Origin of the sequence: Streptomyces sp. NPDC047028 (assembly GCF_040644095.1) — a bacterium.
Classification (GTDB): domain Bacteria; phylum Actinomycetota; class Actinomycetes; order Streptomycetales; family Streptomycetaceae; genus Streptomyces.
Genome location: NZ_JBEYVS010000025.1, coordinates 75,300 through 94,303, shown reverse-complemented (window position 1 = coordinate 94,303; position 19,004 = coordinate 75,300). Strand labels below are relative to the sequence as shown.

The window sequence follows — 19,004 nt, the reverse complement described above, 5'->3', positions numbered from 1 at the left end:
AGGGAGCCACATGGCGGGGCGGAACGGGCGCACGGTACGCGACCTCAGGCGGGGCAACCGGACGGCCGTGCTGCAACGGCTGTACTTCGACGGCCCGCTCAGCCGCTTCGAGCTGGGTCCGGCGACCGGTCTCAGCTCGGGCTCGGTCAGCAACGTGGTCGCGGACCTGGTCGCCGACGGCCTGGTCGAGGAGGCGGGCAGCGTCGAGTCCGACGGCGGCCGGCCCCGCACTCTGCTGCGCGTCGCCCCGCACAGCGGCCAGATGATCGGCGTCGACGTCGGCGAAACCCGGGTCCGCGTCGAGCTGTTCGACCTGGCCCTCACCGAACTGGCCCGCGCCGAACACCCGCTGACCCCGCAGGGCTACGACGTCGACGTGGTCGTCGGTCACATCCGCGACGGCATCGCCGAGGTCCTGCGCGCCGAACAGGCCGCGCCCGAGCGGCTGCTGGGCGTCGGCGTCGGCGTCCCCGGCATCGTCGAGCACACGGCGGAGCGGGGCGCCGTCGTGCACGGCCAGACCATCGGCTGGGACGCGGTCCCGCTGGAGGAACTGCTCCGCGCGGCCTCCCCCCTCCCCGAGGGGGCCACGTACTTCATCGACAACGGCGCCAAGACGCTCGGCCAGGCCGAGATGTGGTTCGGCGCCGGACGCGGCGCCCGCAACGCGGTCGTCGTGCTGTTCGGCTCCGGCGTCGGCGCCTGCCTGGTCACGCCCGAGGTGGAGCACGGCCGGGCCGTCGAGTGGGGGCACCTCACCGTCCGGGTGCGGGGCCGGCGGTGCCGCTGTGGTGCGCCGGGCTGCCTGGAGGCCTACGCGGGCGCGGAGTCCCTGCTCGCGCGCTGGCGGGAGGAGGGCGGACGGCCCCCCGCCGACGCCGAAGAGGAGACCGCGCTCACCGCGATGCTCGCCGCCGCCTACCCGCCGGAGGGCGGGACCGCCGACCCGGTCGCCCTCGCCGTACTGGAGGAGACCGCCGAGTACCTGGGCGCCGGCCTGTCCGACCTGATCAACCTCTTCCAGCCGGAGCGGATCCTGATCGGCGGCTGGGCCGGACTCCAGCTCGGCACCCGCTTCCTGCCGGCCGTACGCCGGCACGCGACGACGTACGCCCTCGCGTACCCGGCCCACAAGGTCACCATCGACCTCGGCCGGCTCGGCCCGGACGCGGTCACCGTCGGCGCCGCGATCCTTCCCCTGGCCGACTTCTTCGGCCGGGGCGGCCACCGCCACGAACCGGCCCCGCAGGACCGGCACCCCGCCTGGCGCACCGCGCTGGAGGAGCGGACGCCCCGCTGACGGGGGCGCCACAACTCCGGGGCGGAGTCGGGAAGTTCAGGCCGTCGGCTCGTCCGGGACCGGGTGCTCGGCGTGGACCGTGCCCGCGTGGGGCGCACCCCGGGGACCAGTACCGGCCACGTCGGTCCCGGGGACGTCCGCGTCACCGGTCTCCTCGGCGCAGGATTGCGCACCGCCGCCTGTTTCCGTACCGGACCCGACCCCGGCCCGCGTGCCGTCGTCCGCCGCATCAGGCTTCCCCCGTCCCGCGGCCGGTCGCCCGGAGGACGCGTCCCACGGGTCCTCGTGCGGGCCGGCCTGCTGGTCGGGCAGATCCCGGGGGATCGGAGCCGCGTGCGGGCCCGGCTCGCGCGGTCCCTCTTCGGTCATGGCGTTCTCCCTCACTGGCCCTCACTGGACCTGACTGGACCTGACGGCCTCACGTGTGCTCAGCCGACCTTGCGTCCCCGCATCGGCTCCGTGTCCATCCCGCCGCCCTGCTGGAGCCCGTCCAGGAACTCACGCAGCACCTCGTCGGCTGTGCGGCGGGGCCGCCAGTCCAGTTCGGCGCGGGCCCGGGCGCAGTCCATCAGCGGCACCCGCAGCACCGCGTCGAAGAGGTGCGGCGAGGCCGGCAGAAGATGCAGCCCCCAGGCGGCGGCGATCGCCGCCCGGGCCGCCGTGCGGGGGAGCCGGACCGGGCGGGTGCCGAGCATCTCGCCGAGCATCGTGGCGTCCACCGGGGGATCGGCGGCGAGGTTGTACGCGCCCCGGGCGGTCTCCGTGTGCACCGCGAGGCGGTACGCCTCGGCGGCGTCGTCCGTGTGCAGGGCCTGCACCCGCAGCCCGGGGACGTCCGGGAGGAACGGCAGCAGCTCGGGCCGGGCCAGCGGGCCCGGCAGGAAGCGGCCGCCGAAGATGCGGCGCTGCTCGCTCGCCGACTCCCACTTGAACAGGAACGCCGGGCGCATCCGCACCACCCGCACCTCGGGGTGGTCGCGCTCGAAGACGTCCAGTGTGCGCTCCAGATAGGCCTTCTCCCGGCAGTACGCGGCGTCCGGCCAGCCGTGCGTCGGCCACGACTCGTCCACCGGCCGGTCCTTCGGACCCGGCGAGTACGCCCCGACCGACGAGGCGTGCACCAGCACCGGCACCCGGGCCGCGGCGACCGCCTCGAACACCCGGATCCCGCCCAGCACATTGGTCCGCCAGGTGGTCGCCGGATCGTGCGTCGGCTGGAACGCCCAGGCCAGATGGACCACCGCGTCCGCGCCCTCGAACCGCTCGGCCAGATTGGCCTGGTCGGAGGCGAGGTCCGCCGCCGACCACTCGGTCTTCGCGGGTGACCACTCGGGCGTGCGCCGGGCGATGCCCCGCACCGACTTGATCCCGGGGTCCTCCGCCAGCAGGCGCACCACGCTGGTCCCGACATTGCCGGTGGCGCCCGTCACGACGACCCTGCTGCCCGTTGCACCACTCACCTCGGGCTCCTCTCCGCGGGGCTTCGGTGGACCGGCCGGGTACCCGGCCGCCCCACGTGCACACGCGCCCCCGCGAGCCCCACCCGTCCGGCATGACGTGGGAGGTAATCGACCCGCGGACCGGACTCGGGAAACATCGGTGTCACGGAGATCGACGGACATCCCGTCGGACAACAGCCGGACCCCGAGGAGGCCGCCATGCCGTTCTACGACAGCCCCGTCGACGGCGCCCGCCTGCACTACGTCGACCACGGCCCCGAGACCGGGCCGGTCGCCGTCTTCGTCAGCAGCGCGTACCTGGGCTACGAGATGTGGGAGTACCAGATGCTCCCCCTGGCTGAGGCCGGATACCGCTGCGTGGCACTGGACCGGCGGGGCCACGGCCGCTCCGAGGACACCTGGCTCGGCTACGACCTCGACACCCTCGCCGACGACCTGCAGGGCCTGCTGGACCACCTCGACCTGCACGGCGTCACGCTGATCGGGCACTCCGTGGGCACCGCCGAGGTCGTCCGCTGCCTGACCCGGAACGGCACCGCACGGGTGGACCGCGTCGCCCTCGTCTCCGGGGTGAGCCCCGGGATCGTCCGCTCGCCGGGCGTCCCGGACGGTATCGACCCGGCGCTGGTCCGGGCCGACGAGGCCGCCTTCCGGCGGGACCGGGCGGGCTGGTTCACGGCTTCGGCGGACGACTTCTTCGCCGTCGGCCTGCCCGGCATCGAGGTGTCCGAGGCCTACACCCGGTACCTGATCGACCGCTGCCTGGTGGCCACCCCGAGGGCCGCCCTGGGCATCCGGGCCGTCGTGGCCTCCCTCGACCTCACCGCGGAGCTGCCCGGCGTGGCGGTACCGGTGCTGGTCGTGCACGGCACCCACGACACCTCGGCGCCTCTCGCCCTCACCGGGGAGCGCATCGCCCGTCTGGTGCCCGACGGCACCCTGAAGGTGTACGAGAACGCCGGCCACGGTCTGTTCGCCACCCACGCGGAACGGCTCACCGAGGACCTGCGGGAGTTCCTCGACGCCGCGTCGGCCGAGAGCGGGCTGGCACAGGCGGCCTAAGGGAGCAAGGGGCGCAGGCGGCGTGAAGGCGCGTCCGGCGGAAAGGCGCGGGCGGCACGAACAGGGCCCCGGTCGCGACGGGGGAATCACGACCGGGGCGGTCACGGGGGCGGGTGCGGACGGCGGTCGCCTCCGGCGAGGGGCTCCACGGGGCTTCAGCCGAACGATCGTCCCCGCGGGCGAAGGACGAGGCCCGAGGACACTGTTCCCTCCGCACCCACGTCTTCTTCAACGAAGAACCATCCCGCTGTGTTCCTGACCCGGCATGATCCGGGTCACCCGTTCCGCGCGGCTCACACCAGCGGACTCTCCCCGAGGCGGGCGAGCAGGCCGGCGGGGTCGTCGTAGACCGCCTCCGCCCCGGCATCCGTCAGGTCGGCGCGCGGGATACCGCCGCACAGCAGCCCCAGGCAGCGCACCCCGGCCTTGCTGCCCGCCCGCATGTCCCACACGGTGTCCCCGACGAACACCGCCCGGGAGGCGGGCACCCCGGCCAGCTCCAGCGCGTGCTCCACGGGCTCCGCGGCCGGCTTTCCCTCGGCGACGTCGTCGGCGCTCGCGGTGTCGGTGATCGCCTCGTCCGCGTCGATCGCCCGGCGCAGCGCGCCCAGCTCGGCCCCGCTCGCGGAGGTGGCCAGCACCACCGTCCAGCCGTCCCGGTGCAGCCGGCGCAGCAGCTCCGCGGCCCCCGGCAGAGCGGGCAGCCGGTCGAAGTACTGGCCGTACAGCGCCTTGTGCGCGGCGCTCAGCTCCGCGTCCCGATCCGTGTCCCGGTCGTCCCCGAGCAGGTGGGCGACCAGATCCGTGGAGCCGAGACCCACGGCCCGGTGGATCGCGTGCATCGGCACGTCGTGGCCGGCCTGGCGGAACGCCTCCCACCAGGTGACGACGTGAAGGTGATTGGTGTCGACGAGCGTTCCGTCGACGTCGAAGACGGCGGCACGGTCCATCCGCGTTCCTTTCTCAAGTCCCGCGGGGCCGGGTACCACGTCACGCACGGGCCACGCGTTCCGGCGTACGGCCCTCACGGGTCCAGGCCAGCAGTTCCTCGGCCGACCAGGTGGTCACCACCCGTTCGGCGGGCACCCCGCACTCCTCCGCCCGCGCGCAGCCGAGGATCTGCCAGTCCAGCTGCCCGGGCGCGTGCGCGTCGGTGTCGACCGAGAACAGGACCCCCGCCTCCACGGCCCGGCGCAGCAGCCGGCGCGGCGGGTCGAGCCGTTCGGGCCGGCTGTTGATCTCCACGGCCGTGCCGGACTCCGCGCAGGCGGCGAACACCTCGTCCGCGTCGAACTCCGACTCGGGCCGCCCACGCCCGGTGACCAGGCGCCCGGTGCAGTGGCCGAGGACGTCGGCGTGCGGGTTCCGCACGGCGGCCACCATCCGGCGGGTCATCGACCGCGCGTCCATCCGCAGCTTGGAGTGCACCGAGACGACGACCACGTCGAGCCGCTCCAGCAGCTCCGGCTCCTGGTCCAGGCCGCCGTCGTCGAGGATGTCGCACTCGATCCCGGTCAGCAGCCGGAACGGCGCCCAGGCCGCGTTCAGCTCCGCCACCACGTCCAGCTGCTCGCGCAGCCGCTCGGGGGACAGCCCGCGGGCCACCGTCAGCCGCGGCGAGTGGTCGGTGAGAACGGTCCACTCGTGCCCGAGCCGGGCCGCCGCCCACCCCATCTCCTCGATCGGACTGCCCCCGTCGGACCAGTCCGAGTGCGTGTGGCAGTCCCCGCGCAACAGCGCCCGCAGCTCCGCACCGGGCCCCGACGTCACCGGCGCCCCCGCCTCCTCCTCCAGCTTCCGCAGATACCCCGGCACCTCTCCGGCCAGCGCCTCCCGCACCACCTGAGCCGTCTTCGGCCCGACCCCCTTCAACGCCTCCAGCGACCCGTCCGCCGCGCGCGAGGCCACCTCCTCGCCGGACAGCTCCCGCACCACCCGGGAAGCGGTACGAAACGCCCGCACCCGATAGGTCGGCGCCAAGGACCGCTCCAACAAAAACGCAATCCGCTCCAGCGCGACGACGGGCTCCATACAACCAAGGTTCACCCAGGCGCCCCGAAGGGGCGCGGGGAACGGCGCGACCAGCCCCCACGGCCCTTAGCCGACGACGCTCCAGTTTGACCCCTCTACCCCCGGGTACCTAAGGCATCCGCGTTCACGCGACCGTCCAAGGAGGCTCGCCCATGCCACCCCGGCCGAGGTCGGTGAGACTCCGCACCAGCAACTGCGAACAACCCGGCCTCACCCGCACCCCCGGCGGCCGAGGCTTCCGCTACCGCGACCCCACCGGCGCCCCGGTGACCGCCCCCGCGGCGCTCGCCCGCATCCGGGCCCTCACCATCCCGCCCGCCTGGCGCGAGGTGTGGATCTGCCCCTGGCCCAACGGCCACCTCCAGGCCGTCGGGACCGACGCGGCCGGCCGCCGCCAGTACCTGTACCACGAGCGGTTCCGGGCCGAGCAGGACAAGGCCAAGCACGAGCACGTACAGATCGCCCGCGCCGCGGTGACCGGTTCCTCGCCTACTGGGAGCACGGCGCCTGGCACGACCTGCACGGCGGCGACCTCGACGAGGCGCTGCGCCGGCTCTCGGGCACCGACGTCACCGCCAAGGACTTCCGCACCTGGCACGCGACCGTGCTCGCCTCCGTCGCGGTCGCCGTGACCGCCCGGGGCGGCCGCGCGACGAAGACCGCGCGCCACCGGCAGACCACCCGTGCCGTGCGCGAGGTGAGCCACTACCTCGGGAACACGCCCGCGGTGTGCCGGTCCTCCTGCATCGACCCAAAGGTCTTCGAACTGTTCGAGCAGGGTGTGACGATCGCCCCCGTGCTCAACCGCTTGGGCGAACACGGGGAGTTCGGGCGCCCCGCCACTGAGGGCGCCGTCGAGGCCGCCGTACTGGACCTCCTCGACGGCGCCCGCTGAGCCGGGCGCCGGCCGACCGCGCCGGACGACCGGGTGCCGCTCAGCCCACCGTCCACTTCTGGTTGGTGCCGCCCGTGCAGGTCCAGATCTGGAGCCGGGTGCCGTTCGCGGAGTTGTTCCCGGTGACGTCGAGGCACTTGTTCGCCTGCGGGTTGACGATGTCGTGCGCGGGGGAGACCGCCCACTTCTGGTTGGGGCCGCCGGTGCAGTCCCACAGCTGGACCGTCGAGCCGTCGGCGGTGCCGTTGCCCGTGACGCCCAGGCACTTGCCGAGCGCGCGGATCGTGCCGTCGGGGCCGACGGTCCACTGCTGGGCCGCCGTGCCGTTGCAGTCGTACAACTGGACCGGTGTGCCGTTGGCGGGGTTGGCGCCGGCCACGTCCACGCACTTGCCGGCCAGGCCCCGGATCGGGACGCCGGCCGCGGTGGTGCTGGTCGTCACGGACACGGAGTCGACCACCAGCTGCTGCGGGAACTGCGTGGAGCCGTCCGGGTCGCCCGGCCAGTAGCCGCCGACGGCCAGGTTCAGGATGAGGAAGAACGGCTTGTTGTCGTAGACCCAGGTCTTGCCGCCCAGGTCGGCGGGCGTGCGCCGCTCGTAGACCGTGCCGTCCACCGACCAGGTGATGGAGCCGGGCGCCCAGTCGACGGCGAAGGTGTGGAAGGCGTCCGCGAAGGACTGGCCGCCCGGGAGACTGTAGGCGGCGCCTATGCCGCCCGAACCGGAGTAGCCCGGGCCGTGGATGGTGCCGTGCACGGTCGAGGGTTCGAAGCCGACGTTCTCCATCACGTCGATCTCCCCGGAGTCCGGCCAGTCGACCGGGGTGCCGAGCATCCAGAACGCGGGCCACATGCCCTGCCCGCGCGGGATCTTCATGCGTGCCTCGACGTGCCCGTACCGGGCCTCGAACTTCCCCGCCGTGTTCAGCCGGGCCGACGTGTACTGGCAGGTGCCGTACCAGCACCGGTAGCCGGCCGGATTCTCCTTCCGGGCCGTGATGACGAGGTGGCCCTGGCCGTCCAGGGCGGCGTTCCTCGTACCGGAGGTGTAGTACTCGCGTTCGTGGTTGTTGACGTTGTCGCCGGTCTCCAGCGTCCACTTCGAGCCGTCGACCGCGGAGCCGGCCGGCCCGTCGAAGGTGTCGGAGAACGTGGTGACGGTCGCGGCGGTGCCGGCCGCCGGCCGGGCGGTGTCCGCCGGGGCGGTGGCCGCCCGGGCGGGGCCGACGGTGGCGGCGCCGACCAGTGCGGCGGACAGGGCGGCGTACAGGCATCTGCGGAGCAGGCGTGGGGATGCCATGGCTCTCCGTCTCAGGTGGGGGGCGATGGGGACGCCTCTTGATTTAAGGAGTGAGATAAGAAGGCGTCAAGAGGCTGGTCCGTACCTGCTGCTGACGGCCGGTCGGCCACCGTGGCCGTCACACGGTTTCCGTTCACGCTCCCGGGGCACTCCTCGCTCGGGCCCGCGTGCCCCCGCCCTCGTGGGGGCCGGGGGGTGCTTGGATGCCCGGGCGGGGAAGCGGACGAACCACCGCACACGCGACGAGCGGAGCGGTCCGAGGAGGTGGCGGATGAGCGGACGTACGGCACTGCGCGGGGCCCTCCTCGCGGCCGGCGAACTGCTGGCCTGGTGGGCCGTACTCCTCCTGATCTGGCTGGTGTTCATCTCCACCGTCTACACCCTGGAATGGGTCGTCGGCGCGAGTTCCGCCGCCGTGGGAGCGCTGCTCGCGCGGGCCGGCCGGCGGGCGGTGACGTGGCGGTGAACGGCTGGCTCGTGGCGGCGGCCGTCGTCCTGGGCGGGGGAGGGGCGGCCGCGCTGTGGGGCGTGGCCACCGGACCCCTCCCGCGCCGCCTCGTCGCCCAGAACCTGACCACCTCCGTGGTGTGTCCGGGCCTGCTGCTGCTCTCGCAGGGCTACCAGCGGACCTCGTACGTCGACCTCGCCCTGCTGATGGCCCTGCTGGGCCCGGTGGGCACGCTGGTCTTCGCCCGCACCCTCGCCGGGGACCTCGCCGGCGAACGGCCCCACGCGTGGACGCTGACCTGGGCGGCCGCCGGGGCGGGCGCCGTCGTCGTCATCGCGCTGTGCGTCGCCACCGGCCCCGGCCGGGCGATGGTGAAACTGCTGGTGATCGGCGCCCTGCTGATCGGCGGCAACGTCATCGCCTCCCGGGCCATGTCGGGCGGGTTCCAGGGGGTGCGCCGTGGCTGACCTGCCGCATCCGGCGCTCATGGCCGCCGCGTCCGCCGGTTCCGACGGCGGCGTGGCCGACGCCGTCATCGTGGTGGCGTTGCTGCTGGTGGCCGTCTCCGCGACCGCGGCCGTCGCCACCCGCGAACCGGCCCGCCAGGCCCTCGTGCTCAGCGTGCTGGGCATCGTCCTGGCCGTGCTCTTCACCGTCCTCCAGGCTCCCGACGTCGGTCTCTCGCAACTCGCCGTGGGCTCCGCCCTGACCCCGCTGCTGATCATGCTGTCGGTGCGCAAGGTCCGCCGCCGCGGCCGTACGAAGGACGGTGCCGAATGAGCCGGCGCCTCAGGATGTGGCTGCTCGCCTTCGGCGGCGCCGGGCTCGCCGCGCTGCTCGTCGCGGCCTGCCTGGACCTGCCGTCCTTCGGCGGGACCCACCATCCCTACGGGGCGCGGGCCGTGCACGCCGCCCTCGCCCGGCACACCGCCAACACCGTCGCCTCCGTCAACTTCGACCAGCGCGCCTACGACACCCTCGGCGAGATGAGCATCCTGTTCGCCTCGATCCTCGGCTGCGTGGTCCTGCTGCGCCAGGCCCGCGACGAGCACCGGGCGTCGCCCGAACCCGCCGAGCCGGCCCGCCCGGTGCGCCGCTACGCCCTGCTCGTGCTGCCCGTCGCCCTGCTCACCGGCCTCTACGTGGTCGCCCACGGCCAGCTCAGCCCCGGCGGCGGCTTCCAGGGCGGGGTCGTCGCCGCCACCGCCCTGCACCTGCTGTACCTCGGCGCCGATTACGGCGCCCTGGAACGCGTCCGACCCCTCGGCACGTACGAGGCCGCCGACGCGCTGTCCGTCAGCGCCTACCTCGTGCTGGGCCTCGCCGGAATCCTGGCCGGCACCGCGTTCCTGGCCAACACGCTGCTGCCGTACGGCACGTTCAACACGCTGTCCTCCGGCGGCATCGTCCCCCTGCTGAACGCGGCCATCGGCATGGAGGTGGCGAGCGCGGTCGTCGTGCTGCTCGCCGGGTTCCTGGACCAGGCCGTCGAGATCGAGGAGGAGCACGGGAGTTGACCGCCGTGACGCACGTCCTGCCCTACCTGGTCGCCGCCTACGTCTTCCTGGCCGGCGCCTACGGCCTCGCCACCAGCCGCAACCTGATCCACGCCGTCGGCTGCCTGGCCGTGTGCCAGTCGGCCACCTACGTCCTGCTGCTGGCGGTCGGCTACCGCGCCGGCGGCACCGCGCCGGTGTTCTCCGACATCAAGCCCGGTTCGCGGCCCGTCGTCGACCCCGTCGTCCAGGCCCTCACCCTCACCGACATCGTCGTCGGCGCCACCGTCACCGCGCTGCTGCTCGCCCTCGTTCTGCAGATCGCCAAGCGGCACGGCACGGTCGACCCCGACGAGCTGCGGGAGCTGCGCGGCTGATGGACCGCCTCCTCCCGCTGCTCGTCGCGGTCCCGCTGCTCGGCGCCGCCCTGCTGGTCGCCGCCGGGCGGCACCTGCCCCGCGCCGCCGCCGAGACAGCCGGCTGCGTCGTCTCCGCCGCCACGGCCGTCCTCGCGCTCGTCCTGCTGCTGAACTCCTCCCCGCCGATGCTCGAATGGGTCGGCGGCTGGACGCCTCAGAACGGCGAGAGCGTCGGCATCGTGCTCGTCGGGGACGGCCCGGCACTCGGCATGGCCGCCCTCGTCTCCCTGCTCACGCTGGCCGCGCTCGTCTACTCCTGGCACTACTTCGACGAGCCGCCGCGCGGCCACTCCGGTTCCTTCCCCGCGCTGCTGCTGGTCTTCCAGGCCGCCATGTGCGGCTTCGCGATCGCGGGCGACCTGTTCAACGCGTTCGTCTTCTTCGAGCTGATGAGCGTGGTCGCCTACGCCCTCACCGGCTACCGCATCGACGACCCGAAGGCCGTGCAGGGTGCGCTGACCTTCGGTGTGATCAACTCGCTCGGCGCGTACGCCCTGCTGATGGGCATCGGGCTGCTGTACGCCCGGACCGGCGAACTGGCGATGACGAAGATCGGCCGCGGCCTGGACACCGCGGCCGTGCACGGCCACGGACCGGACGCGCTCGTCCTCGCCTCCTTCGTGCTGGTCCTCGTCGGACTGCTGGTGAAGGCGGCGGCCGTACCCTTCCACTTCTGGCTCCCCGACGCGCACGCCGTCGCCCCCACCCCGGTGTGCATGCTGCTGTCAGGAGTGATGACCGAACTCGGTGCCTACGGCGTCTGGCGGGTGTACGGCACCGTCTTCGCCGGCCCCGGCGGAATCCCGGCGGCCGATCTGGAGCGGGGCATGGTCACCCTCGGCGTGCTCACCGCCGCGGTCGGCGCCGCCATGTGCTGGTACCAGCGGCACATCAAACGGCTGCTCGCGTACTCGACGGTCGCGCACACCGGGATGTTCCTCGTCGGGCTCGGTGTGCTCACCCCCGAGGGCGACGACGGGGTCGCCCTGTACATCCTCGGGCACGCCGGGGTGAAGGCCGCGCTGTTCGCCTGCGCGGGCATCCTGCTCGACCGCCTGGGCAGCGTCGACGAGCACACGTTGCACGGCAGGGCCCGGGAGCTGCGCGGGGTGGCGGTGATGTTCGCGCTCGGCGGGCTCGGCCTCGCCGGGCTGCCACCCTTCGGGACGGCCCTGGGCAAGGCGGTCACCGAGGAGGCGGTCGGCGGCCCCCTCACCGTCCTGTACGTGGCCGCGTCCGCGGTGACCGCGGGGGCCGTGCTGCGGGTCACCGCCCGGGTGTTCCTGGGTCTCGGACCGCGCCCCGAGGACGCCGGGGAGTTCGAGACGAGCGGCTCCGACGAGGAGCCGGAGACCCGCGGTCTGCTGAGCCGTGTCCCGGACACCATGCACGCGGTGCCCGCGGTGCTGCTGGCCGCCGCCGTCGCCGTCGGCGTGATCCCGGGCTTCGGCGAGCTGGTGGCCCGGTCGGTCAACGAGGCCGGCTCCGGGGGCGCCCCCGGAGCCGCGCACTGGACCGCGCACGGCGTCCTGCTGGGCCTGCTCTCCGCCCTGCTGGCGGTGGGCCTCGCGGCGCTCGCCGTCACCCGCACGGGCCGGACCTCCGCCCCCGACTGGACGGCCCCCCTCAGACGGCTGCAGTCCGGGCACGTCGGGGACTACGTGGCGTGGCTGCTGGTCGGCGCGACGGTGTTGGGCGCGCTGGCCCTGCCGGGGGCACTGGGCAACTGACGAGGCCATGGGGCAGGCCCGGGCCGCGGTGGCTGAGCGCCGTCAGTAGCATGATCGGCGCAGCCCCTTGCCGAATCGTCCGAGGAGTGGACCGTGCGAGACATCGCCGTGTTCAGTGGCAGTGCCCACCCCGAACTGGCCGAGGAGGTCTGTGCCCACCTCGGAGTGCCGCTCAGCCCGACCCGGGTCAGCCGGTTCGCCAACGACTGCCTGGAGGTGCAGCTCCAGGCCAACTGCCGGGAACGGGACGTCTTCCTGATCCAGCCGCTGGTCAAGCCCGTGCAGGAGCACCTGGTGGAGCTGCTGCTGATGTGCGACGCCGCCCGGGGTGCCTCGGCGGCGCGGATCACCGTCGTCATGCCGCACTACTCCTACGCGCGCTCCGACAAGAAGGACGCGCCGCGCATCTCGCTGGGCGGGCGGCTGGTCGCGGACCTCATGGTGTCCGCCGGCGCGGGCCGGGTCCTCGCCATGACCCTGCACGCCCCGCAGGTCCACGGCTTCTTCTCGGTCCCGGTGGACCACCTGCACGCGTTGCGTGAACTCGCCGCGCACTTCAGGCAGTACGACCTGACCCGCACCACGGTCGTCTCCCCGGACCTCGGCAACGCCAAGGAGGCCGCCGCCTTCGCCCGGCTGATCGGCGCCCAGGTCGCGGCCGGCGCCAAGCAGCGGTTCGCGGACGACCGGGTGAGCATCAGCTCCGTCATCGGCGACGTCACCGGCCGGGACGTCATCGTGCTGGACGACGAGATCGCCAAGGGCAGCACCGTCATCGAACTCCTGGACCGGCTCCGGGCGTTGGGCCCGCGTTCGATCCGGGTGGCGTGCACGCACGGCCTGTTCGCGGCCGGCGCCCTCAAACGGCTCAGCGAGCAGCCGGACGTGCTGGAGATCGTGTGCACCAACACCGTGCCCGTGCCGGTGGCGGAGCACACCGACAAGCTGCGGATCCTGTCCATCGCCCCGGCGCTCGCCGAGGCCGTGCGCCGCATCCACAACGGAGAGTCCGTCAGCGCCCTGTTCGACGAGCCGCGCGACCAGTGACGGCCGACGAGCCACGCGAGCGGTAGCGGCGTCACAGCGTGCCGGACGCGGCCCCGGACTGCTCCAGGGCCGCCTCCGGCGTCGGGTGCGGGGGCAGCAGCCGCGACAGACCCGTCACCCGGAACACGCGCAGGGTCAGCGGATGGGTGCACACCAGGTACAGCTGCCCGCCGCCGTCCCGGACCCGGCCGCGGGCCCGGTACAGCAGGCGCAGCCCCGAGCAGTCGAAGAACGTGACGCCCCGCAGGTCGATGACGAGCCGGACTCCGGGCACACCGGTGAGCCGGTCCAGGACGGGGATGATCTCCGTCGCAGCGGCGATGTCGATCTCGCCCCTGAGCTCCAGCACCGTGTGCCCGCGCTCCCGGCGCACGCGCACGAACCGGGTGAGCGGTGCGGGCTCCTGTCGCACGACGGCATCACCTCCCACCCGCGCCGGGAAAACGCTTCCTCGCCCGTCAAGTTACCCTCGATAGAAGGAATTTGAGCATGTTCGATTGACATATGTCTTCGAGTTTCGCTCGTGTCCTCCGCGAAAGTCACGGGCCAGGGCGCCGCCGCGACCGCCCGGCGAGGCCGGGAGGCCGGGAGCCGGGGAGGCCGGGGGCTCAGTCCACCGTCAGCACCAGCTTGCCCGCCGTCCGGCCCGTCTCGCCCAGCTCGTGCGCCTTCGCCGCGTCGGCCAGCGGGAAGGTCCCCGCGATCGTCGCGCGCAGCTTCCCGGACTCCACCAGTTCCGCGACGCGCTCCATCCCGGTCCGGTCGGCGTCCACCAGCATCCGCACCGCCCGCACCCCGAGCCGTTCGGCCTCCTCGGGGAACTCCGCGGAGCCGTGCGGCAGGATCGACACCACCACCCCGCCCGGCCGCAGCACGCGCAGGGACCGTACGGACGTCTCGCCGCCCAGGGTGTCGAGGACGACGTCGACGTCCCGGACCGTCTCGGTGACGTCCGTCGTCCGGTAGTCGACCGGCTCGTCCACGCCGATCTCGTGCAGGAAGTCGTGCTTGCCCGCACTCGCCGTGCCGATCACGTACGCGCCGCGCGCCTTGGCGATCTGCACGGCCACGTGACCGACCCCGCCGGCCGCCGCGTGGATCAGCACCCGCTGCCCCGGCCGCACGTCCGCGTGCTCGGTCAGCGCCTGCCACGCGGTCAGGGACACCAGCGGCAGCGCGCCTGCCTGGACGTGGTCGACGGAGGCCGGCTTGTGCGTCAGGGCGCGGGCGGGCACGGTCACGTACTCGGCGTGCGTGCCGTGGCCGTACGGGTAGGGCACCATGCCGAAGACCTCGTCGCCCGGCCGGAACGCGGCCACGCCCATCCCGGTCGCGGCCACCTCGCCCGAGACGTCCCAGCCCAGGACGAACGGCGGTTCGCCCAGGAAGACACCGAGGGCCCGGTGCTTCCAGTCGGTCGGGTTGACCCCGGCGGCCCGCACCCGGACCAGCACCTCGTTCGCCCTCGGCACCGGCCGGGGCACCCGTACTTCCTTGAGGACCTCGGGACCGCCGAGGACGTCCTGGCTGACAGCTCGCATCGTGTTCTCATCGCTCATGGTCACCCAGCCTGCCGGGGGCGGACCGGCCGGGCAATGGCATGAAGGCCAGCATCCGATAGAATCGTGCCATGCAGCGTGTGGAACGGGTCGTGGTCCTGGCCCTCGACGGCGTCTACCCCTTCGAGCTGGGCATCCCCAGCCGCATCCTCGGCGCGGCCGACGGCCGGTACGAGGTGCTGACCTGCACGGTCGACGGCCGGCCGGTGCGCACCAGCGCCGACTTCTCCATCACGGCCGACCACGGTCCCGAGGTTCTTCGGACCGCGGACACCGTGGTCGTCGCGGCCATGCCGCCGGACCGCATCCCGGCCGAGCTGTCCGGCCCTGTCGCCGCGGCGCTCGCGCGGATCCCGGAGCACGCGCGGGTGGTCTCCATCTGCACCGGCGCGTTCGTGCTCGCCGCCGCCGGACTGCTCGACGGGCGCCGCGCCACCACCCACTGGGCCGTCTCCGAGCGCTTCCGCCGCGCCTTCCCGCGCGTCGCCCTCGACCCCGACGTGCTCTTCGTCGAGGACGGCCGGTTCCTCACCTCGGCGGGCGCCGCCTCCGGCGTCGACATCTGCCTGCACCTGGTGCGCACGGACCACGGGAGCGCGCTGGCGAACTTCGTGGCCCGCTGCTGCGTGGTCCCGCCGTTCCGGGACGGCGGCCAGGCGCAGTACATCATGCAGCCGGTGCCCGAGTTCGCCGCCGCGAGCACGGCGGCGACCCGCGGCTGGGCCCTGGAACGCCTCGGCGAACCCCTCACCCTCGACGACCTCGCCGCCCACGCCCGGATGAGCCGGCGCACCTTCGCCCGCCGCTTCGGCGACGAGGTGGGCCTCAGCCCCGGCCGCTGGCTGATCCAGCAGCGCGTCGCCCGCGCCCGCGACCTGCTGGAGTCCAGCGACCTGACGGTGGACCAGATCGCCGGCCAGGTCGGCTTCGCCACCGGCGCCTCGCTGCGCCAGCACCTGCATGCCGCGATCGGGGTGTCCCCGCAGGCGTACCGGCGCACCTTCCAGGAGGCCCGCTGAACGTTCCGGAGGGCCCCGGTGTCGCAGGAGTGCGACGAAAGAGCACGACGGCCTCCGCGAGTGGGAGGGCCGGGGACGGGAGCGGGACATGCGCGGGAGAACGGCGGCCGGGGCCGCGCTGCTGGCCGTGACGGCGGTCGGATGCGGTGGTGGCGGGGGCGGCGCCCCGCTGGTGCTCGAGGGCACGCCCCCTGCCGCGCCGTACAGCGGTCCGCTCCACGTCTCCACCCGGGGCGCGGACGACGGCAGCACCCGCTCGCGGCGCCTGGCGTCCGGGGCCGCCGGCCGGGCGCTGGAGTGCGACGGCCGGATCTTCGAGGGCGGCGGCCCCGACGGCTGGGCCCGCTCCGACGGCGGCGCGACGCCCGAGGACGGACTGAGGCTGTACTTCGACATGTTCCAGCCTCAGCAGCCCGGCGACGGCTACCGCGTGGAGCGCGCCGAGGCGGACCGGGTGCTGTACTCCTTCGACGTCGGCGGCCGTACCAAGGTGGCCGTCGTGGTGGCCAAGGACCAGCCGGGCAGGCCCGGTTGGGGCCCGGAGACCCACGCTTCCTGCGACCCGGCCGAACTCCCCGCGCGGTACGCGGTCGCCGAGGGGTGGCAGGTGTGGACGGACGCGCACGGCAGGCGGGTGCCGGTCGGCAGGCTCAGCAGCTCGGCGGGTCCGGAGCACTGCGGGTGGCAGTCGGCCCGCTTCCTCGACCTGGGCGGCCGGACCTACGTCCGCGATCCCGACGGCGTCCTCGACCGTGCCGGACTGCTCACGGCGCCGTACCGCGACCACGTCCCGATGCCGGCCGGAGCCCGGGACACCGGATACCACTACCGGGGTCTGCGGCTGTGGCTGACCGGCGACCGGAACACCGCCTACGTGCGGACGGGTGGCACGGTGGAGGCCTGGCCGCAGGCGAAGCGCGACGCCGGCTGCGAGTGACCCGTTTGCCGACGACATGCACCTATGTCGACTTCTTGACAACGAGCGGAGCGTGACCGAGCCCTCACGTCAATGCGAGAGGTGAGGTTGATCCATTCGGGTGAGAACCCGATAAGCTCCAGGCTGTCACCGCGAGTTGATGTGACCTCCCCACGGGTCCGTCCGCGGTGCGTACTCATGAGTGCGGTCCCCGGTACACCCCCCATTCGCTCGTGTCGCTACGAAGGATGCTGATGGAACTCGCCACTCCGCCACCGGCGGCGCGGGCCCCTGTCGCCTGGTACAGCTGGTGGCTGATGCCGCTCGCCTTAGGAGGTGGGACGGTCGCCGCGACATTCATGAGCGGCGAACGCGTCGCCGCCGCCGTCGCCGGCGCCGCCCTCACCGCGGCGGGCTCCGTGTGCGTACGACTGCTGATCAGGACCAAGGGCCGACTGCGCGGCGCCGAGGCGGCGTTCCGCACCGAACAGGTGGAGCACGCCCAGCGCTGGCAGCAGCATGTCGCCGGGCTGGAACGGAAGTTCTCCGCCGAGCGTGCCGCCCTGGAGGACCGGCTGGCCGAGGAGACGCACGCGTTCGACACCCGGCTCGCCGAGCAGGCGACGGGGCACGAGGCCCGGCTCGCCGAGGAGGCCCGGTCCTACGAGGCCACCCTCGCCGACCGCGCCGCCTCCTACGAGGAACGGCTCACCGACGGCGAACGCGCCTGGCAGGAGCGGGCCGTCCGGGAACTCGCCGCGGTGACCCGCCTCGCGGACGAGCAACTGCCCGAGGCCCTGGCCCGGTTGCGCGCCGGCGACGCAGTCGACGACCTGCTGCCCGCCCTGGAGCAGGGCGCCGGGACCGGCCGGGAACTCCAGGCCGGACTGCGCCGGATCCTGCGGACCTCCCTGATGGGCGTCGAGGAGGAGTTCAACCGCTCCACCTCCGCCGAGCAGGCCGTGATCGGCATCGGCAACCGCATCCACGTCCTCACCAGCAAACTCCGCGGCCGGCTGCACGAGATGCAGGGCGAGCACGGCCGCCTCCCCGCGGTCGCCCAGGGGCTGATGGAACTGGACCAGGAGATCGGCCCCGCCGACTGTCTCGCCGCCAGCATCGGCGTGCTCGGCGGCTCGGACCGTCCCGGCCGCCAGTGGCAGGATCCGCAGCGGCTGCTGGACGTGGTGCGCGGCGGCATCGGCCGGATCAAGGACTTCGACCGCGTCGAGGTACGGCACCTGCCCGAACTCGGCGTCGACGGCGGGCTCGTGGACCAGCTCACGCTGATCTTCGCGCACCTCCTGGACAACGCCGCCCGCTACTCCCCGCCGACCGAGCCGGTGATCGTCTCCGGCAAGGAGGTGCCCAACGGCGTCGGCATCGAGATCCAGGACTCCGGCAAGGGCCTGAGCGAGGAGAAGAAGCGCGAGGCGGAACAGTCCCTCGCGGGCGCCGCCGCCGGACCCGGCCTCGGCGGCATCTCCGAGGACGCCACCATCGGCCTCCGCGTCGTCGGCATCCTGGCCCGCCGCTACGGCATCCGCGTCACCTTCGCCGACTCGCCCTGGCTCGGTACCTCCGTGGTGGTCGTGGTCCCGCACAAGTACTTCAGCCCGATGCCCGCGCCCGCCGCCCCCGCGGTCGCGCCCGCCGCGCCGGCCCTCTCCACCGCCCCGGCCGCGAGCGCGCCCCCGGCGGAAGAACTCCTCACGGAGGAGTCCGGGGCCGAGACGGCCGTGGACACCACCCCGGGCGGCCTGCCCCGCCGCCGCAGCACCCGGCGGCGCGACGCTGCGCGGCCCGTCACCGCCTCCCGCCCCGAGACGGCCGCCCACCCCGCGGTCCCCCCGGAGGCCTCCTTCACCGGCCTCGCGGCCTTCGCGACAGCGGGCCGCGACGATGCCGGGGACCCGGCGGACGGCGACGGAGGTGACGGCGGAGGCGAGCACCCGCGAGGCGGCGACAGCGGACGGCCGACGCGCTCCACGGCCGGTCCGTCCGGCCGTCCGGCGGACAACGCTGTCGCGGCCGACGGCTTCGTGGCGGCGGCCCCCGACCTGCCGCCGGGCGCCGGGGCGCACTCCGCCGAGGCACCCGCGGACATGCCCTCGGGCGGAGCGACGGCGCTCGGCCGCGAACCCCACGGCGCGGGCAGCCCCGCCGTAGGGGACGCGGGCGCACCGCAGGCCGGGCCCGGACCGCTGAGCGGCCCGCGCCCCGGACAGGAAGACGTCGTGGCACCCGCGACCCCGGACGGCACCGCGGCCGCCGGCGCACGCGCCGCCACCGAGCACCGCACTGAAGAGAGCGACTAGTCCC

At 74.0% G+C, this 19,004-nt stretch carries 19 protein-coding genes and 1 pseudogene; 13 read left to right on the top strand and 7 right to left on the bottom strand.

What is annotated here, in order from left to right; translation table 11 throughout:
- The first annotated feature begins 10 nt into the window (after positions 1-10).
- A complete protein-coding gene (locus ABZ854_RS22520) occupies positions 11-1,300 on the top strand; it encodes an ROK family transcriptional regulator (protein ID WP_361213715.1) in 1,290 nt (429 codons plus the stop codon).
- Positions 1,301-1,336: 36 nt separating this feature from the next.
- Here the strand turns inward: ABZ854_RS22520 and ABZ854_RS22515 are convergent, their stop codons facing one another.
- Together ABZ854_RS22515 and ABZ854_RS22510 are read right to left on the bottom strand one after the other, a co-directional pair.
- On the bottom strand, positions 1,337-1,669 hold the full coding sequence (locus ABZ854_RS22515) for a hypothetical protein (protein ID WP_361213714.1): 333 nt from the start codon (positions 1,667-1,669) through the stop codon (positions 1,337-1,339).
- A 59-nt stretch (positions 1,670-1,728) separates the two neighbouring features.
- Entirely contained in the window at positions 1,729-2,760 is a 1,032-nt protein-coding gene (locus tag ABZ854_RS22510) for an SDR family oxidoreductase (RefSeq protein ID WP_361213712.1), read from the bottom strand.
- Between the two features lie 198 nt (positions 2,761-2,958).
- Between ABZ854_RS22510 and ABZ854_RS22505 the strand changes: the two genes are divergently transcribed.
- Positions 2,959-3,822, top strand: coding sequence for an alpha/beta fold hydrolase (locus ABZ854_RS22505; RefSeq protein ID WP_361213710.1), 864 nt, complete (start codon positions 2,959-2,961; stop codon positions 3,820-3,822).
- Between the two features lie 293 nt (positions 3,823-4,115).
- On the opposite strand, the gene ABZ854_RS22500 is transcribed toward ABZ854_RS22505, so the two are convergent.
- Positions 4,116-4,772: an HAD family hydrolase gene (locus tag ABZ854_RS22500; protein ID WP_361213708.1), complete on the bottom strand. Its 657-nt coding sequence runs from the start codon at positions 4,770-4,772 to the stop codon at positions 4,116-4,118.
- 40 nt (positions 4,773-4,812) lie between these two features.
- Positions 4,813-5,853 carry a PHP domain-containing protein gene (locus tag ABZ854_RS22495; protein WP_361213706.1) on the bottom strand — a complete coding sequence of 347 codons (1,041 nt, stop codon included), beginning with the start codon at positions 5,851-5,853 and terminating at the stop codon, positions 4,813-4,815.
- A gap of 173 nt (positions 5,854-6,026) precedes the next feature.
- Here ABZ854_RS22495 and ABZ854_RS22490 point away from each other — a divergent pair.
- Positions 6,027-6,748 (top strand): annotated as a pseudogene (locus ABZ854_RS22490) (DNA topoisomerase IB).
- A gap of 40 nt (positions 6,749-6,788) precedes the next feature.
- On the opposite strand, the gene ABZ854_RS22485 reads toward ABZ854_RS22490, so the two are convergent.
- Complete coding sequence (locus ABZ854_RS22485; protein WP_361213704.1) at positions 6,789-8,048, bottom strand: family 16 glycosylhydrolase; 1,260 nt, start codon at positions 8,046-8,048, stop codon at positions 6,789-6,791.
- Positions 8,049-8,319: 271 nt separating this feature from the next.
- Between ABZ854_RS22485 and ABZ854_RS22480 the strand changes: the two genes are divergently transcribed.
- The 7 genes from ABZ854_RS22480 to ABZ854_RS22450 all read left to right on the top strand — a co-directional run bounded on the left by ABZ854_RS22480 (position 8,320) and on the right by ABZ854_RS22450 (position 13,188).
- The gene (locus ABZ854_RS22480) at positions 8,320-8,514 is read left to right on the top strand and encodes a hypothetical protein (protein ID WP_361213702.1); all 195 of its coding nucleotides are present in this window, start codon (positions 8,320-8,322) and stop codon (positions 8,512-8,514) included.
- Complete coding sequence (locus tag ABZ854_RS22475) at positions 8,511-8,963, top strand: MrpF/PhaF family protein (protein ID WP_361213700.1); 453 nt, start codon at positions 8,511-8,513, stop codon at positions 8,961-8,963. Before ABZ854_RS22480 ends, ABZ854_RS22475 begins: the two co-directional genes overlap by 4 nt.
- A gap of 52 nt (positions 8,964-9,015) precedes the next feature.
- Positions 9,016-9,276, top strand: a complete 261-nt coding sequence (locus ABZ854_RS22470) for a hydrogenase subunit MbhD domain-containing protein (RefSeq protein ID WP_361213774.1) — start codon at positions 9,016-9,018, stop codon at positions 9,274-9,276.
- Entirely contained in the window at positions 9,273-10,013 is a 741-nt protein-coding gene (locus ABZ854_RS22465; protein ID WP_361213698.1) for an MnhB domain-containing protein, read from the top strand. The genes ABZ854_RS22470 and ABZ854_RS22465 overlap by 4 nt, the downstream gene beginning before the upstream one ends.
- A 5-nt stretch (positions 10,014-10,018) precedes the next feature.
- Complete coding sequence (locus ABZ854_RS22460) at positions 10,019-10,369, top strand: sodium:proton antiporter (protein WP_361213772.1); 351 nt, start codon at positions 10,019-10,021, stop codon at positions 10,367-10,369.
- Entirely contained in the window at positions 10,369-12,141 is a 1,773-nt protein-coding gene (locus tag ABZ854_RS22455) for a complex I subunit 5 family protein (RefSeq protein WP_361213696.1), read from the top strand. Before ABZ854_RS22460 ends, ABZ854_RS22455 begins: the two co-directional genes overlap by 1 nt.
- Positions 12,142-12,234: 93 nt before the next feature.
- A complete protein-coding gene (locus tag ABZ854_RS22450; RefSeq protein ID WP_361213694.1) occupies positions 12,235-13,188 on the top strand; it encodes a ribose-phosphate pyrophosphokinase in 954 nt (317 codons plus the stop codon).
- Positions 13,189-13,219: 31 nt separating this feature from the next.
- Here the strand turns inward: ABZ854_RS22450 and ABZ854_RS22445 are convergent, their stop codons facing one another.
- Positions 13,220-13,600, bottom strand: a complete 381-nt coding sequence (locus ABZ854_RS22445; protein WP_361213691.1) for an anti-sigma factor antagonist — start codon at positions 13,598-13,600, stop codon at positions 13,220-13,222.
- Between the two features lie 196 nt (positions 13,601-13,796).
- Positions 13,797-14,747: an NADP-dependent oxidoreductase gene (locus tag ABZ854_RS22440; RefSeq protein WP_361213688.1), complete on the bottom strand. Its 951-nt coding sequence runs from the start codon at positions 14,745-14,747 to the stop codon at positions 13,797-13,799.
- 71 nt (positions 14,748-14,818) lie between these two features.
- On the opposite strand from ABZ854_RS22440, the gene ABZ854_RS22435 reads away from it, so the two are divergent.
- The 3 genes from ABZ854_RS22435 (at position 14,819) to ABZ854_RS22425 (ending at position 19,000) form a co-directional block, all read left to right on the top strand.
- The gene (locus ABZ854_RS22435) at positions 14,819-15,766 is read left to right on the top strand and encodes a helix-turn-helix domain-containing protein (protein ID WP_361213685.1); all 948 of its coding nucleotides are present in this window, start codon (positions 14,819-14,821) and stop codon (positions 15,764-15,766) included.
- 88 nt (positions 15,767-15,854) lie between these two features.
- A complete protein-coding gene (locus ABZ854_RS22430) occupies positions 15,855-16,703 on the top strand; it encodes a hypothetical protein (protein WP_361213682.1) in 849 nt (282 codons plus the stop codon).
- A 233-nt stretch (positions 16,704-16,936) separates the two neighbouring features.
- Positions 16,937-19,000, top strand: a complete 2,064-nt coding sequence (locus ABZ854_RS22425) for an ATP-binding protein (RefSeq protein WP_361213679.1) — start codon at positions 16,937-16,939, stop codon at positions 18,998-19,000.
- The last annotated feature ends 4 nt before the right edge of the window (positions 19,001-19,004 follow it).